The sequence below is a fragment of the Odoribacter sp. genome, assembly GCF_985060555.1.
Genome location: NZ_CFKYFN010000034.1, coordinates 43,898 through 61,691, shown reverse-complemented (window position 1 = coordinate 61,691; position 17,794 = coordinate 43,898). Strand labels below are relative to the sequence as shown.

The 17,794-nt window shown below is 43.5% G+C and carries 11 protein-coding genes; 4 read left to right on the top strand and 7 right to left on the bottom strand.

The window, feature by feature from the left end; translation table 11 throughout:
* A partial coding sequence (locus AC5RDS_RS04305) for a BF3164 family lipoprotein (RefSeq protein WP_278945747.1) occupies nucleotides 1–1,031 on the top strand: 1,031 nt, incomplete at its 5' end.
* Nucleotides 1,032–2,081: 1,050 nt separating this feature from the next.
* A complete protein-coding gene (locus tag AC5RDS_RS04300) occupies nucleotides 2,082–3,137 on the top strand; it encodes an O-antigen ligase family protein (protein WP_013611581.1) in 1,056 nt (351 codons plus the stop codon).
* Here the strand turns inward: AC5RDS_RS04300 and AC5RDS_RS04295 are convergent.
* The gene (locus tag AC5RDS_RS04295) at nucleotides 3,113–3,778 is read right to left on the bottom strand and encodes a response regulator transcription factor (RefSeq protein ID WP_013611582.1); all 666 of its coding nucleotides are present in this window, start codon (nucleotides 3,776–3,778) and stop codon (nucleotides 3,113–3,115) included. The genes AC5RDS_RS04300 and AC5RDS_RS04295 overlap by 25 nt on opposite strands.
* Before the next feature lie 9 nt (nucleotides 3,779–3,787).
* Nucleotides 3,788–5,068, bottom strand: coding sequence for a sensor histidine kinase (locus tag AC5RDS_RS04290; RefSeq protein ID WP_013611583.1), 1,281 nt, complete (start codon nucleotides 5,066–5,068; stop codon nucleotides 3,788–3,790).
* A gap of 900 nt (nucleotides 5,069–5,968) precedes the next feature.
* On the opposite strand from AC5RDS_RS04290, the gene lepB reads away from it, so the two are divergent.
* Nucleotides 5,969–6,847, top strand: coding sequence for a signal peptidase I (gene lepB, locus AC5RDS_RS04285; RefSeq protein WP_046404983.1), 879 nt, complete (start codon nucleotides 5,969–5,971; stop codon nucleotides 6,845–6,847).
* 55 nt (nucleotides 6,848–6,902) lie between these two features.
* Here lepB and AC5RDS_RS04280 read toward each other — a convergent pair whose 3' ends face one another.
* Complete coding sequence (locus AC5RDS_RS04280; protein ID WP_022159422.1) at nucleotides 6,903–9,185, bottom strand: bifunctional dihydroorotate dehydrogenase B NAD binding subunit/NADPH-dependent glutamate synthase; 2,283 nt, start codon at nucleotides 9,183–9,185, stop codon at nucleotides 6,903–6,905.
* 218 nt (nucleotides 9,186–9,403) lie between these two features.
* On the opposite strand from AC5RDS_RS04280, the gene AC5RDS_RS04275 reads away from it, so the two are divergent.
* Nucleotides 9,404–9,736 (top strand): translation initiation factor, encoded by a 333-nt coding sequence (locus AC5RDS_RS04275; protein ID WP_013611586.1) that lies wholly within the window; start codon nucleotides 9,404–9,406, stop codon nucleotides 9,734–9,736.
* Between the two features lie 149 nt (nucleotides 9,737–9,885).
* On the opposite strand, the gene AC5RDS_RS04270 is transcribed toward AC5RDS_RS04275, so the two are convergent.
* The 4 genes from AC5RDS_RS04270 to AC5RDS_RS04255 all read right to left on the bottom strand — a co-directional run bounded on the left by AC5RDS_RS04270 (nucleotide 9,886) and on the right by AC5RDS_RS04255 (nucleotide 17,618).
* Complete coding sequence (locus tag AC5RDS_RS04270) at nucleotides 9,886–12,276, bottom strand: ABC transporter permease (RefSeq protein ID WP_494222221.1); 2,391 nt, start codon at nucleotides 12,274–12,276, stop codon at nucleotides 9,886–9,888.
* A gap of 31 nt (nucleotides 12,277–12,307) precedes the next feature.
* The gene (locus AC5RDS_RS04265) at nucleotides 12,308–14,719 is read right to left on the bottom strand and encodes an ABC transporter permease (RefSeq protein WP_494222220.1); all 2,412 of its coding nucleotides are present in this window, start codon (nucleotides 14,717–14,719) and stop codon (nucleotides 12,308–12,310) included.
* Between the two features lie 128 nt (nucleotides 14,720–14,847).
* Entirely contained in the window at nucleotides 14,848–16,098 is a 1,251-nt protein-coding gene (locus AC5RDS_RS04260) for an efflux RND transporter periplasmic adaptor subunit (protein ID WP_013611589.1), read from the bottom strand.
* A 5-nt stretch (nucleotides 16,099–16,103) separates the two neighbouring features.
* Nucleotides 16,104–17,618 carry a TolC family protein gene (locus AC5RDS_RS04255; RefSeq protein WP_494222219.1) on the bottom strand — a complete coding sequence of 505 codons (1,515 nt, stop codon included), beginning with the start codon at nucleotides 17,616–17,618 and terminating at the stop codon, nucleotides 16,104–16,106.
* Nucleotides 17,619–17,794 lie beyond the last annotated feature (176 nt).

The window sequence follows — 17,794 nt, the reverse complement described above, 5'->3', positions numbered from 1 at the left end:
TTGGAGGTTGTCAATCTGATCCGAGATTAGAGAGTGAAGCTTCGCCGTTGGTACGGACGAAAGTTTCAGAGCTTTATTACGCTCAATCGGATAATATCGATTTAGAGGCATTAAACATTGTATCCCCTTCTAAATTTGTAAAGAAAGGAAACTTATATGCCATCCTGACCCCGAACAGTGCTTATCGTTTTGCCATATACGACAGTGAAAGCGGCAACGTCACCCGTTTAGTACCGGCAGGAAAAAACGAAGGTGAAGGGATGTACTATATTAGCATGAATCTACAAGGCGATATCGTTTCAGCCTTTGATTTCGGTTCCGGGCGATTGGTTGAAATCGACCTAAACGAATATGCCACGCCAGGTTACCGACCTGTTTTCACCAGTCTTGCAGAAGATGGAAAGACTCCATTCGGAGCAATCCGACTCGATGAAAGAATTTTATCCACAGGTCTCTACACTGCAGGGCGTTATTGTATTAGTCAGGCCACAGGGTACAACTCCTATAGCGTAAGTTATCCAACCTGTGCCGACCCCACTCTAACCGACACGTTAAAAAGTATTTTCTATGCCAGTAATATTTTGGCTCTGAATCCTATGCATTCCAAAGTCGCCTGTGCTAATATGCAATCCGGTTGTCTGGATATCTGTGAAATTCATGATAACGAACTGAGTCGTATCAATGAAGTCCATATGACTACCCCAAGAGTTAAATTCAACAGACATCGTCCGAAAGGTCGTGGCCTGACTCATCCGGTGACTTATTCCCGAAATAACCTGTTCGGATTCTGCGATTTGGCGGTATCGGAGAATTATATTTTCGCTCTGTATTCAGGAAGAACCCTGAAAGATTATAATCTGGATGTGGACAAAGGAAAAACAATCGTAGTATTCGATTGGAATGGTTTACATGTCCGGACTTATCAATTACAGAATGCTTGTTCAGCAATCAGCTATGATGCAGCGGACAATACAATTTATGCGCTGTCACAAGAAGGCAACAAACCTCAAATCATTACGCTGAATTTATAGATTCAAGCAGGGGATATTCTACCCGACGACGAGTATTGGAGAGAGCAAGTTGAGCAGTTAACTATTTTTTCCTAAGGGCTGCGTTTCTCGTTCCTCTCCTTTTTTATTTCTTCAGGCGAAAGTTATAATTGCCAATTATTTTTATAAATGGTATAGTCCGCAGGTCCCTCACGAAGGATTTTATTGCATTAGCCAGATCACAAAACACAACTTCTATAGTCCGAGTCATTCCACCTGTACCGACTCCACTATAACCGACACGCTAAAAAGTGTTTTATACCAGTAACATTTTGGCTCTGATCTCTACGTATTCAAGAGTGGTCTGTACCAGATACCACTGTTTACCAACAAGTTAATGATCATTTTTTAGAATGGTATATTAAAGAATATAGACTGTTTTTTAGTTAAAAAGATCTTTTCTACATTTACAGTGTAGAAACAAATAAACAACAGATGAAGAAGAAGTAAACCGTAGCTTATCACTTTAGTTATATAAAGTCAGCCGGTTAAAACTAAATACAACGCAAAGGAGAGAGCATAGTAAAAGTGGAAAAAAACATTTCCCAAGCCCACTTTTCTTGTTCCTCTCCTTTTTTAGTTCCTTCTTATCAAAATGTTTTAGCAACAAACAACTCACAATAAATAGATTATCGATTATTTTAATTTTTGGTATATTAAAGAACATAGACCATTCTTTAGAAAAAATAATCTTTTCTAAGTTTGTCATGTAAAGACAAAAACAAATAATGAAGCATAGATGATAAATGATGGGGAGAATATCAGGTAGGTGATAAAACCCTAAGATTAAATAGTTGACACACAGCAACTATTTGGTGGAGAGTGAACCGAAGTTAGATAGAAATCCCAAGTCAATCTTTCTGAAGTTCCTCTTCATTTGTTTTTAGATAACAGAAAGCGATTTTTTAAATTGCAATGGAGTCGGCAAAGTATTAACTCTAGTTTTGCAATCAAGTGATTAACAAAAATTTGGGACCAGTACGGCAGCTGGTGTTTTATTTTCATCTCCAAGATTTATGGGGTATTTTGTTTATGGGAAATGCTTTTCTCAACAGTGAGTCTTCTCATTTTTCAGATATACAGGCATTTAATCTCATTCTGTTGGGAATTCTTTATCTTACGGTAAGGATATTGTCAGGACTTTCCCAATATATTCAGCTAACGGTAGTCTTAGGGTTACTTTTCTATTTCTTAGGTGAAGCAATAGCAGGTTTCGGTCAGATCCACGATTTCGTAGCTCCCCGCCATCTTATAGCTCAGATGAGCGGCAGTTTCCAAAATTCTGAAAGCTATGACGGTCTTTTGGCTTGTCTGCTCCCGTTATCTCTTTCCCTGGCTCTCCGGGCGAACGATGCTCCGAGTAAAAGGTATCTCGTTGTACCTGTGTTATCGGGATTCTGTACATTTCTGGTGCTCACTCTAATTCCAGCCAGCATGAATCCTTGTTGCTGGTTTATTGCAGGAATAGGATGTTATGTTGTAGTTCTCTACCATTTCCGGACTTTCCGTAGCTATAAGTTATTATTACGTTGGTATCCGAAGAGGGTTATTTTCTTTACCCTACTCCTTTTTGTCCTCCTATTTAAGATCGGAGACTCGATGTACACCTCGATGAAAAATCCGGAAGCAGATTGTACTTTTTTATGGGAACAAAGCGTCGGACTTATCCGTCGATCTCCGGATCAGGGATATGGCTTAGGAAGTTTCAGCCAACTGGTATCCACTCCTCATCTTTCTGAAAAAGGTTCTATTTCGCCCGATTCTCCTGAAATATGGGCTATCGACAACCATACTTCCTACTGTTTTAACGAATATTTACGGATCACGGTAGAAAACGGAATACCAGGTCTCCTCTGGTTTCTCTTATTCCTGATCACGGCTTTTTACAATGCCCTTCGCTGCGGACAAATCGGTCTTAGCGGTTGTCTGTTAGCTTTCGGTATATTTGCTTATTTTTCGAACATTTTCGATATTATTCCTTTGAGTATAATCTTGACAATTATACCGGCACTCTGCGGTAGAAGGCTACCGTTCCTGCAACCTCATTGCAGGAAACGTCCCGCTTATTGTTCGATTTTAAGCCAATAACCCAGGGGCTTTTCGGTAAGGATATATACCGAATGATCACCTTTCAGCAATTTTCGTAAACGGCTGACCATTTTGTTGAGTTGCAGACTGCAGTTAGGGGCCTGACTATTCCAACCTGCTTTCAGTAAATCTTCGCGAGCAACCAGGGTATTGCGGTTTTTACATAGGATGGAAAATATCTTATTCTCCAACATGGTGAGGTGATAGACAACATCCGACACCCTCAGGTTACAAGCCGAAAAATCATATTCGACCTGTTTACTCAAACGGATCACTTCCTCCCCACTTCGGGCAATGCATCGCTGGATTTGGGCTAACAGCAGCGTCGGACTATAATTTTTCAGTAAGTAAACGTTAGCGCCCCATTCCAAACCTTTGATCTGTTTTTCTTCATCAATCAGGCAACTATAAATAATGACAGGTGTTTGACTATCCTGAAGCCGTATAAACTGCAAGACCTCGAGTCCGTCTTTTCCAGGCATATCCACATCAAGAACGATCAGATCGGGTTTACAGGCAATAAATTTTTCCAGGGCTTCATTGCCATCGTAGGCGACAATAACTTCATAACCATTATTCTCCAGTTTTTCCTGAACTTCCATGACTGTCATAGAATCATCTTCTGCATACAAAATTGTCATTTTCCGTTTTTATTGTGGTAATACGACGATAAAGCTGCTGCCTACTCCAACTTTGCTTTCCACCTGAATATCTCCCCCATAGGTATCCACCACCTTCCGGACAAAGGTCAATCCTAAGCCAAAGCCCGTCGTTCTACGCACGCACCTAGTATTCATCCGATAAAATGCCCGGAAAATACGCTTCTGTTCTCGTTTTGGAATGCCGATCCCATTATCTCTGACAGCGATTACAAAATTATCATTTTCTTTCCAACAATCAATGGTTACACAAGGATGATCACCACTATATTTTATAGCATTATCTACAAGGTTGACCACCATATAAAAGAAATAGACCTGATCCAGACAGGCCGAAGCAGCCTCGGGAGTGATATGAAAACTCACTTTGGCATAGGGTTTGAGTATCTCGAAAAGTTCGAGTACCATGTCCATTTCTTGTCTGACATTCAAATCGGCACACTTGAATTGGGGCATGGAATTACCACAAATCATGAGTAAAGTATCTGTCATATCAGCCATTTTGATCAATCTTACCCGCATCATTTTCAATTTCAGCTGCTCCCGTGCGGTCAGGATATCTTTGTTACTTTCCATCAGATCCTCTACTGCATTCAATAAAATCGCTATCGGTTTTTTCAGCTCATGTTCTAGATGAGCAGCCCCCATCATCTTTACTTCCGAAGTTTTCCAAAAAGTGTGAATGTAATGCCATTGCCACAATAAACTCAATATAAAACCGAGTAAAAAAATAACTTCCACCAGCAAGATACCCATAAAAGCGTTGAATACAAAAGGGAGTTCGAAGGAAGCGATCAGGTGATGCTGAAATCCGCATCCCAAATTTGCCGGCACTGCCTGAATTAACTTATCGGAGCCGGAAACTTTCCCGCAAGTGAGTAAGATATGACCTGTATTCCGGTCTGAGATGGCCCAACAAACCAACGGAGGCATAGAACGTTCGGTCAAGGCATTCCGCAATAAAGAATCGAGTCGTCTCACATCGAGCTCCCGATTCTCGTACAAATCATCATATACCAAGTGGATTTTATCCTCAGAAAACACATAGAAATGATTTACCGGAAAACATTTTTCATCTTTATTTTCTCTTAATCTCCCATTACGGAAAGAAGAATCTCTACCATAAGCCAAATACTTAAGCCCCTCGTCTGCAATATATTCCTCCGCCACTTCCGAAAGAAGATAACCTGCCCGCATTTTGAATTCTTTAACTTTCAATTCACGCACATGATAGATCCAGACTCCTTGTCCTAAGAGAAACAAGAATAACATAAGGAGCGTTAATACATTGATAATCTTTATATTATTATTCACCACATAAAAGTTTTGTAAAAAGAATATTATAGAATACTTGTTTTAGCACAAAAATATAAATCTTTTATAATTTTGCTTTTGAAAAAACAAAAAACAATATTCAAAAAAGAGAAAAAACTGACATTTATAAATAATGATATAATTATATCAGTTTTCTTATTTCAGTAAAGAAATTAATTAATTTAAAAATAATATATAAAAAATAAATACAAACAAGTAATATTTACGTGCCTACAGTTCATAAACCGACTTAACCTATTAGAAAAAGAAAAACAACATCAGAATATTTTGTAGAATTACCCATATTTCAAAATATAATGAGGTATTGAAATAGCCAGACCGGCAAGAACAAACGCTATATTTGAGTTACCTAGGATTGCCGACCTCACTATAAAGACGTTGCAAAGCGTTCTTGTTTATTCCGTAACGAAAAAAGCAAGCATTATCGCTCTTGCCCGGTCTGAGCTAATTTGAAAGTTTTATATAATGAATCAAGCAATAGAAAGCATAACTAGATGATCACTGCCGACTCATCTACATGGGAGGAAAAGAAACCAAGGAAAGTATTCCCAAGTTAATCCTTACAGGTTCTACCTCCCTTTCTTTTTGTCACTATTTCAACATATTCTTCACTTCTCCCTTCTGACATACACAGGCATACCGACCAGTTCTTTTTCATATTTTTCCTTTAAACTCTCTTCAAATTTAAACATTTTTTGCAAGCGGTCCCCTCAGGCTGTAACTCACGGGGAAGGGAGAAAGCGGGCTATTGTTAAAAAAATAGTGGAAAGTGATATATTCTTAAAATTATCGTTAACTTCAACCGTTCAATAAAACGGTGTTTCCGATCAGATTATAATGAAAAAAATTATCAAAAATATACTTCAATATATTGCAGTCATCGTTATTTCGTTAGTGATAGCAATCTTGTTACGACTGTTTGTCGTCGATTTTTATTCCATCCCCAGCGACTCCATGCAACCGACGATAGAACCGGGAGATTTTATTATGGTAAATAAATTGAGTTTCGGTGCGCGGATGTATAAAAATTTCGATTTTCTGAAAGACCGAACAGAACCGGAAACTTACCGGATCAAAGGCTTCTCGAAAATTCATAATGGGGATGTGCTGGTTTTTAATTTTCCCTATTCAGGAGGATGGGACAGGATCAGTATGCACCTTTCCCGTTTCTATGTCAAACGCTGCATCGGTATACCGGGCGATAGTCTGCAAATCAAAGGGGGATTTTATGAAATCAACGGTAGGCGGGGAATAGGCAATCTGAACGATCAGGAGATGCTTTCCAATTATCGGGGTGAATATCCGCAGGGAATATACAACACTTATCCATTCGACTACCGGCTAGGCTGGAACTTTATAAATTTCGGTCCCCTTTATCTGCCCCGTAAAGGGGATACCTTACCGATCGATACTTCAGCTGTCCGGATCTATTATAAAATGATTAAATACGAAAGTGGGCTGAACTTGCAAGAGCGAGAAGGTCAGGTGTGGTGTGGCGATTCACTGGTCGAGCGTTATACTTTCCGTACCAACTGGTATTTTATGGGCGGTGACAATATGTGGAATTCTCAGGATTCGCGCTATCTGGGGCCTATCCCCGAAGAATTTATCATCGGTAAAGCGACCTTGATTCTGACAGCCAAAGATCCCGAAACGAAAGCCTATCGCTGGAGGCGTTTTTTTACCCGGATCAGGAAAGAGGTAAAGAACAGATAGGAGCTGACCACAAAAGCTAAAACTTTTGGACCAGCTCCTTCTCTATAAAGACCGATTACGATCTTAGCTGAGCATCCATATGAGCAGCTGCCCGGCGTCCGTCTCCCATAGCGAGGATCACCGTAGCTCCTCCCCGGACAATATCCCCACCGGCATAAAACTCCGGCAGATTTGACTGCATGGTAGCATCATTCACGACAATCGTACCTTTCTTAGAAACTTCCAGTCCGGCCACCGAACGGGGAACGATCGGATTAGGCGAAACTCCGACAGCTACCACTACCACATCGGCATCGATCAGGTATTCGCTCCCTTCAACCGGCACAGGACGACGACGTCCGCTGGCATCGGGTTCACCAAGTTCCATTTTCTGAACCCTGACTTGTTTTACTCTTCCCTTTTCATCAGCGATATATTCTACCGGATTGGTCAAAGTGATAAATTCGCATCCTTCTTCCTTAGCATGTTTCACCTCTTCGAGACGTGCAGGCATTTCTTCTTCACTGCGCCGGTAAACAATCATCGCTCTCTCGGCTCCCAAACGTTTAGCGGTACGAACAGAGTCCATCGCTGTATTTCCACCACCGACTACGACTACATTTTTTCCCCGGTAGACCGGCGTATCCGAAAACTCGTTATCAGCCCCCATCAAATTCACCCGGGTCAGGTATTCGTTAGAGGAAAGCACCCCATTCGCATTCTCTCCCGGAATATTCATAAAATTAGGTAAGCCTGCACCGGAAGCGACATAAAATCCTTTGAAACCCTCCTTTTTCAGGTCTTCGATACTTTCGGTCATCCCAACGATAAAGTTAGTTACAAACTTCACACCCATTTTTTTCAGGTTACCGATTTCCACATCTACGATATGATTCGGCAGACGGAATTCAGGAATACCGTATTTCAATACCCCTCCAATCTCGTGGAGCGCTTCGAAAACCGTAACCTCATAGCCTCTCTTCACCATATCTCCGGCAAATGAAAGTCCCGAGGGTCCTGAACCGATCACTGCTATTTTTATTCCGTTGGGAGCAGCCACTTCGGGTATCGCCATCTGACCGGATTCGCGTTCGAAATCAGCTGCAAAACGTTCCAGATAACCGATAGCTACCGGTGCTTTTTTCATTTTTTGCAGATAGAAACATTTCGATTCACATTGTTTTTCCTGTGGACATACCCGTCCGCACACTGCCGGCAGAGCACTGGTCTTTTTCAATACGGCAGCAGCTTCAAGAATCTCTCCACGCTCGATATTTTTAATAAATCCTGGAATATCGATCCCAACAGGACAGCCTTCCATACAGGTCGGATTAGCACAATCCTGACAACGCCGGGCTTCCTGCATAGCCATTTCTTTCGTCAGCCCGGTATTCACTTCCAGGCGCTGGCTAGAGATCCGTTCCTGAGGAGTACGTTCGGGCATTTTCACCCTTTCGATCATCGTACGCTCTTTCGCTTTCACAGTTTCGCGCAGTGCTTTCCGCCAATCGGCATTCCGATCGCTCAGGGCACATTCGCCATGATGTACGAATTCCTCCATTTTTTCGGTTTCCGCCCCTTTAAAGCCTCCCAAGCGAGACAACATCTCATTGAAATCAATCTGATGGGCATCGAATTCAGGGCCGTCGACACAAGTAAATTTGGTCTTTCCACCGACAGTAACCCGGCAGGCACCACACATACCGGTACCGTCCACCATGATAGCATTCAAGCTGGCAATGGTCGGAATTTCATATTTTTTAGTAAGTAAAGCACAAAACTTCATCATGATAGCCGGTCCGATAGTTACACACAGATCCACTTTTTCACGGCCGATCACTTCTTCCATCCCCACGGTTACAACTCCTTGTTTACCATAACTTCCGTCATCGGTCATGATGATCACTTCATCGGAAGCTTTGCGCACTTCATCTTCCAGAATAATCAGTTCTTTAGTACGAGCAGCCAAAATACTCACTACCCGGTTACCGGCAGCCTTAAAGGCCCGTATAATCGGCAACAGAGGAGCCACACCGACACCACCTCCACAAGCCAACACGGTTCCCACTTTCTCTATATGAGTCGCTTTGCCCAATGGTCCTACCAAATCCGTTATATATTCTCCTTCTTCGAGATTACATAATTTGGTAGAAGAAACTCCCATTTTCTGGATCACAAGCGTAATCGTACCTTTCACCGGATCAGCGTCCGAAATCGTTAACGGCATCCGTTCGCCTTTTTCACCTACCCGTACAATCACAAAATTACCCGGTTTCCTGGATTTAGCTATTAAAGGAGCCTCGACGACCATTTGCACCACCTTCTCAGAGAAGTACGTTTTTTTCAGAATCTTATTCATTTTTTATACGTTTATAGTTCTTTGTTATATGGGCCGTATGGAATATTTTTCAATTCCACCTTTTGGTGATACAAAATTAGTGGCTATTTTCTCACAAACAACCCTTTAACAGAAAATTAAACAAAAAGTTCTATATTTGTATTTCTATTAAGAGATGGGAGAGAAGTGAAGATGAAAGATTAGGGATGTATCATCTCAGGAATTTAAGATATTAGTTTATGAAAGCAGATAAAAAGAACCGAATCCATGTAGTTTATTCCACTGATCCGAACTATAATTACGAATACAATAACGAGACAGAAGACGAGACATTACCCCCGGAAAAACAAAATCTGAGAGTAATGCTCGACTCCAAACAACGTAAAGGGAAAACGGTCACCTTAGTACAGGGCTTTGTAGGCAGGGAAGACGATCTGAAAGAACTGGCCAAACTGCTAAAAAACAAATGCGGAGTCGGCGGATCGGTAAAAGACGGAGAGATCATCATTCAGGGAGAAGTGAAAGAAAAAGTCCTGAATATCCTCCGGGAAAATAAATACCGGGCCAAATAAAGGTTGCTCCATTACGTTCCAGCGATTTTATCAATTCAATTTTCCTCTGAAAGACGATATTATCTTCTTTCAGAGGAGTTTGTCAAGTCACTTCAGCCTTCTCCTTTCTGTTTCAGCCCTTAGCCTATAGCCTCCCGGCCTTTTACCTCTTATTCATCCCTCAGTGCCTCCACCGGATTCACCCGGATGATCGCGCGTATTTTCCAGGCAATGGTCAAAGCCACCACCGTTACCATCACAAAGACTATAAAAATCCAAAAGGCCGGACCGTGACCGAAATGCAGGGTAAACCCCTGAAGCCACAAATGCATGATCCAGTTCAGAAAAGGGAAAGTAAGCACCATCGCCGCCACTAATAACCTCAGGTATAACCGGGCAAAGAGACGTACTATCACATAAGCCGATGCTCCGTTGATTTTACGGATAGCGATTTCCTTTCGTCGCCTTTCGGTATCGATACTGATCGCCGAATAAATCCCCAGAACAGTAATCGACAGACACACCAGCGTGAAAAACAGCAACATCGATTTCATCTGTTCCTGGGAGTGATTTTCTTTCTGCACCAATTCTTCCAGTGTAAAAATCCGGTTGTCCAGACTTTCCGGCACTTCTTCGGCCAGCATACGTTGCACCGTCTCCATGACCTTCGCTTTGGAGCCGGGAAGTACTTTAAGATAACACCACCTGGGATGTTCACTCAACATCCATAAACGTGCCCACGTATGATTTTCTGCATAAATCTGAGGAATAGCTTCCACCACCCCACAGATATTTATTTTTTTCCCATCGATATCTTCAAATCCATCGGTGATGACCTTTCCTCCGTATATGCCGTCGATAATCCGGTCAGCCACCCTTTGCCCCGGATACTTAAACATTTCGCCGGCAAGTACGGGAATATGAAAGAAAGAAGCAAAATTCGGTCCGGTCCGCACCTCACAGAATTCCCGGTACTGCCCTTCCCCCAGCCGAACCGTCGTCGTCGAAAAGTATCCGCCGAACAAATCCTTATCCATCGGCAAGACATCGGTGACACCGGCAATCTCTCCGAAACGGGCGATATAAGCCGTTTCCAATCCCTGCAACTGCGGATAGGTGAGATTAACTTCGAGGATATGCTCCCTCTCCTGTTTATCGAGAAAAGGAAAAATATTCTTCATATTCATTTCCGATTGTAAATAAACGGCCAGTCCGCCGGTAAAAAACAGGAAACAAATCACCAATTGCATACCCAACATCCAATTCCGTAATCTGTTTTTTCTTATTTTCAGGGAGGTTCCTATACCGGTCTGTATGCTCTGACGATTCAGCCGATGGGAAATCCCCCAGCAAACTCCCAGAAACAGGACGACACAGCCCCCCAGATATTGTAACAAATGGCGGTACAGCATAGCCGGCTCAAAAACGATCACCTGCCTCGTCAGACTAAAATCCAACCTATCGTATAGTAATTCGAGCAAACAAGCCACGATAATCCCGACAGCCATAAGCATGATCATCGTTTCGGCAAACAACAACCCCAATACCTGTCGACAGCTACTCCCGATAGCCCGGCGGATATTGTATTCCTTTTGTCGATTCAGAAAATTACCGCTGATGAAAATAAAAAAATTCAGTACCGCCACCAACAGGATCAATAATCCGATGCATAAATACCCATAGCCGAGATCATGATAATATTCCGTACTGTTCTTTCCGGGTGACAATAACTGCGGTCTTCCTTCCATTCCCGAGACAAAAATCTTATTTTTTTCGGGATCGATCCTTTGATTCACCGTTTCTTTTTTCACTCCGGGATATAGCAAAGCAAACGTCGTACATCCGGTTCCCTCTCCCGGTACATACCCGGCAAATCGGCCCTGCTGATCGTTAATCAACAGGGCATCAATCCGATTCAGGAGACTATAACTGGCATTCACCGGCAAATCCTCCATCACTCCCGACACCACATAATCGATAGCAGCCAATTCTTCCGGAGTATAATTTCTTTCGGACCTTCTTGTCAATTTATTCGGATGGAATACCTTACCGACCGGATTTTGTTTTCCAAAAATCCGACGTGCAGCAGACCGGCTCAATACTACAGCATTCTTTTGCCGGAACAACTGCCTCCAATTTCCGTCGGTTAACTGTACCGAGAAAACCTTCTGGAAATTGCTGTCAACCTCGATCGTATAAAGCATACAGACCAAAGGTTTTTTCTCTCCGCGTTCGAAGGTTACATTCATTTGTCCCCCATAGGATACTGCCGTACAACACTCGATCTGTCCCGGAAAAGCCGTTTCCATATCCCCGGCCAAAGTCGGCGGTGTCCCGGCAAAATAATCCTGCAACTCCCCGCCTTCTCCTACCTTGATCTGTATCTCCGCCATCCGGTCATAGTTAGGGAAGACCTTATCTATCGAAAAGAACAAACGGGCACAAAAATTACACAATACAAAACAGAGTAATCCCATCGCCAGACCGACTACCGCAATTCCGGCCGATACTTTATATTTACAGATATTGCGCCAGGCAACAATCAAAATGTGTCGAATCATAATTTCATACCAATCACAAAAAATAATATCTTCAATCGTTTTTCAATACCTCGGTCGGATTCACCCGGATGATTTTCAGCAATTGAGACCCGATTGTCAACAGCATAATGATCATCATCAGAATAAAAATCGCAGCAAACACATCCGGTCTCAACGTGATCCGGTGGCTATATTCTTCCAGCCACCGGTGCATCGTCCCGTATATCAGCGGAAAAGCGATACAGGCGGCAAAGATCAAGAGTTTCAGATAATGCAGACAAAAGATTCCGGCAATATCCGTCAAAGTAGCTCCGTTGATTTTACGGATAGCCATCTCCCGGCTTCGTTTTTCCACGGCCAGCATCATTGCCGAATACACACCCAAAGCACTGATCAGTATACAAAAAACAGCCAGCCAAAAGATCATACTGCCGAGTTCGATCACCTTACTTAAATAACCTTCCATATCTACCCAAAGATTTTCAATATATAGAGGGGTAAACGAACTCAACTGAGCTTGCACTTTATCTTTCAATGGCTGTATCCCTTGCTGAACATATCCCGGCCTGAATTTCACATAAAGCGTTTCGTTGATATAACCTTCCGGGAAAGGCAGATAAATTCCCGGTATGATCCGGGGTTCGTTTCCTACGGGTAAAAGATTCTCCATGATACCGATAATCCGGTAAGTAATCACTCCCATCATCCCATCGATAGTCACAGACTTTCCGATCGGATTTTCACCCAGCCAATCGGCAAATGCCCGGTTAACGACCATCACATAAGGTTCACCGGTCTTGAAAAAACGCCCTTCCTCCATTTTCGCATGGATAAAATCGGTATAGTTCGGGTCGACACAATTATAGTTCAACGTCACTTCTTTCTCTTCCTCCACACCTTCTATCCGATAACTTTTCGGGTATATCATCCAGGGAGCGAGTAATCCGGTACCACTCCGGCACCATTCTTCGGCATAGGGATTCGCCGCCAGCATATCGCGCATTTGTTTCCGGATCGGCTCGAGACTCTCACCATTCAGATTAAAGGCATAAATGCGCTCCATCTCCGCCCGGGTCATCCCCCCGGCCATCTGGCTTTCCAAGGCTTTTTGCTGATTCTGCATAAACCAGGAGAGACCGATCAGGAACATACAAATGACCAGCTGGATTCCCAATAGCACTGTCTGCATACGGGCACGGTAAGCAATCCCTCCTCCTTGTAAATTACGTAACATAGTCGCTTGCCGTACCTGCCGGATAATTCCGTATCCGACAACCAACATCAACAGCCACACTCCGATCAGGTATTCGGCTAAATCACCTCCCATTTTAATCACCCAACTCCCACCCTCGGAAAAATTCATATAATAGGTCCATTCCCCGGCAAAATACATCGAAATCAGTTCCAGCATGGCCGCCGCTATCACTCCGGTGATGAGCAAAGTCAGGGTTATTTCGACCATAAACAGCTGAAGCAGCCTCCCTGATGTCGCTCCGTGGAGTTCCCGGATACCCAGTTCTTTCCTGCGGTTGAACATCCTGCCGGCCGTAAACAACAGGAAATTGAACAGCGCTGTCAGCAAGACCAGCAACCCGATCCCGGAAAATATCAATCCCGCCTTACTCAATAGAGGCTTCCCGGTCAGTTTCTTATAGTCTTTGTAAGGATAAACTTTCACAGTCAAAGGTGTATTTCCCCTCCACTCCGGATGTTTCTCCATATAAACGCCGATTTTACGGTTCAGCAATTCATAGGAAGTCCCCTCCCGCAAGCGATAGTATACGAAAACATAATCCCTGTATCGGGCCTGACGCAATACATCGGAATTCAGGATCACCCCGTCCCCATACTGAAAATCCGTACGATGCGGAAAATTTTCCATCATCGCCGCCACGGTCCAGGAACGCTCAGTATTCTTAAAATCATTTACTTCTGTAAAACTCTTTCCGACCGCTTCCGAAGTACCGAAAATTTTATCGGCCCCTTCGGATGTCAGTATCAAAACATCGGGTTGCTTTTTCAATTTCTCCCCATTCCCCGCCGTCAGCCGAAAATCATAAAAATCGAAAAAAGAACTATCCGTCAGCACAAAGAAAGCCTTCGCAGCTGTCTGTTTCCCATTTTCCTGCCCGACGACACATAATTTATCGCTGACCCCGGACATACCGACATAATATACCGATTTTTCAATCTCAGGAAACTCCTGTTTCAACTGTTCAGCCAGATCCAGGCTGACCAACCCGTCGACCTCCCCATTTTCCCGGATAGTGACCAATTTATAAGTCTCCCCGTAATGGGGTAACTGTTTATTCCAGGCCAACTCTTTCCTCAACATATAATTACATACCGTAAAGCAGGATAATCCTCCGGCTAACCCGAGTACACAAATCACCGATTGTAACTTGTACTTCAATAAATTCCGGTATGCCATTTTCAGTCCATGACAACTCATCTCTTTATTCAATTTTCTGTAATTTCTACTTTCCTTCTTTCAGGGCCCTTGCAGGATCGCTACCGACAGCCCTGTCCATTTGCAGAGCCACCGCCAGACGATCTACAAATCCTGTCTCAACATGCCTGCCTGCTCTTTTATCATTTGAGAATCAATTCTTCGGCATCTCCAAAAGTATCGTAACCCGAGGTGATCACCCGATCCCCTGCTTTCAATCCTTCGATAATCTCATATTGACGCGGATTCTGCCGGCCTACCGTAATGGGTACTTTCACCGCTCTGTTACCGGATTCGTCCAATTTGTAGATCCATTGTCCTCCCGTATACTGGAAGAAATTGCCTTTCGGAATAACGACGGCATCTTCGGGCTGTCCCAGTTCGACCTGTACCCGGTAGCTTTTCCCGATGCGTACATTATCGGGCATCTTTTCACAAAATACCAAATCGACATCAAAGGTACGATCCTTCACCTCAGGAACCACCCGGGTAATTTTCAGCGGATATTTTTCATCCTGATAATTGACGGTGGCGGGTAGTCCGGTAGTAATCCGGTCGATGTAATATTCGCTTAGAGAAGTGTGGATTTTAAACTGGTCGAGCACTTTGATCTCGGCAATGCTTTCATTCGGGCCTACCTGTTGTCCCGGGGTCACTTTGACAAAGCTCAGTTGTCCCTTCACGGGAGCTCTGACCACCAATTTATCCAGACGTTCACAGGCCCGGGCAAATTTTTTCTTTTCGCGTTCGAGATCGCCTTGCATCAATTCTTTCCGGATCACCGTCACGGTAGAATCGTGCTGTAATCCCTCGAGTTGTAAAGCCGTACTTTTCTTTTTATATTCGTACTCATCCCGGGCAACTTCGAGCTGCGCCTTGCTTTTCACTCCCATCTTATATTCTTCCTGATCCAAAACATAGCTTTTTTCGAGGCGCTCCAATTCATAAGCGGCCTGTAATACCTGTTGTTTCAAATTCAGGCTTTTTTGTTCCATCTCGATCGCTTTCTCGCGGAATGCAGTAATTTGTTTATCCAAATCATCCCTTTGGTCGTCGATAGAACGGATCAGTTCCGGATTGGTCAGTATCAGGATAGTATCTCCTTTTTCCAGCATCACCCCTTCTTCGCCGATGATCTTATCGACACTTCCCCCTTCACGGGTATTTACTTTCAACGTCAGGATCGGTTGTACAATCCCTTCGGCATCCACATACTCCAGGAATTTATCTTGTCTCACCGTTTCGACCGACAGTTTATCGGCCTCTGTACGAAGCTTGCGTCCTCCCATCGAATTTACGACCACGTAAATCAAAAAGGCGAGAAAAACGACACCGGCAATCAGATAGTTCCGATAGCGGATGATAAAAGGTTTTTTTTCAAGAATCCGGTCCATACTATTTAATTTTCAAGTTTTTTATAATCTACACTGATCTCCGAATGGCGGGCAAAGTCATAGAGCGTCATACTCCGGAGCATATAATACAAATTCCAGTAATTACTCAAAGCATAAAGGAAATTACGGCTGGCAGTGTCTTTCTCGGTGACCGATGCATTCAAGTCGAGAATAGTGGATTTTCCCAGTAAGTACAGTTTACGGGCCACCTCATGACGGCGGCGGGCTGTCTGGTCGGTTTTCATAGCAATCTGTACCCGTTCGGCCTGCAAGTTGAATTGTAATACCAATTTACGGACATTCATTTCCAGGTTGTTCCGTTGTTGTTCCACCTGTATTTTCACCATTTCTTCCCTGGATTTCGCCACTTTCACCCGTCCGCGTCCACGGCCCCAGTCGAGGATCGGTAAGGAAATCCCGACACGAACCTGTTGCTGATCGTTGGGATTTGTATAGGCCTGGTTAAAAGTGGTCCCCGTCTGTGACAATCCGCACTGCACATACAGATCGGCCTTCAATCCGGCATTCGCCCTGGCCTGTGCCACACCACTCTTACTTTCTAATAATTGCCGTTCGAGATCATCTATATCGGGACTATTACGGTTGAATAATTCGTAGGCTTGCTCCGGATTCACCCGGATCCGGGGAACTTCGACATTTACCCGGACTTTCAGAATAACATTTTTATCCAGACCCAAATACACACACAAAGCCTGACGGCAGTTGTCCATTTCAATGGAAGCATCCATCACGTTGGTCGATTCGTTCAACCGATTGATCTCCAACTGTAAAAGTTCGTTTTCTGTGATCCGTCCGATCTCATACCTACCTTTACCGAATTTATACAGAGTATCCGCATTATTGTAATTGAACCGGGCCATATCGTAATTACTCTGAGCCTGTGCCAAAGCGAAAAATTTATTCACCGTTTCAGCCGATACCAGCTCGAGCGATTCCACATAGGCCTTTTTCGCCTCCCGATAACGTACCGGTTCGATCCGGCGGTCCCATCTCAGGCTATTGTATCCGAACAAGGATTGGCTATAACCGATAATAATCGGGGAAGAACGGAAGGATACCGAATTGGAATCGAATAATTTCATCCGTTGTAACGAACTCTGTACAAAAAAACTACCTCCGGTCAGGGAGACATTTTGGGAAATCGACAATTCACCGTCTACCGTCAACATATTCTGACTGACGTATTTCTCCGAACCATCCCCCAAGGTGACTTTACTAATCGTTCGTGTCAGATCGGGATTAGACGAAAGCGTCAATGAAGGCAGATAATTCGCCCGAAAAGAACGATAACTCCAATAAGCCGAACGGAAAGTGTGACGGGCAGATACTGCCGAGGGTGAATTTGTACGGGCCATGTCGACAGCCTCCTGCAAAGTCAATTCGATCACCTGACCGCTATCCCGGGCTACTTTAACCGCAAGATCGCCCCTATTCTGGGCCGAAAGCCCGGTAGCTACCAGTAATGACCATCCTGTGATATAGCATAATTTCAGGTTCATAGGTTTCTTTTTACAAATCAGGGAGGCAAACAACGTGCCATAAACAAAATAATATAATAATCAACAACTTACAAAACAAAAGCGATAAAATAGATGTGCATATCCGCACAAAAAATGTTCGAATCCGCACATACAAGCTGTAAATATTATTCCTACATTTGTTTGAAATGAATAAC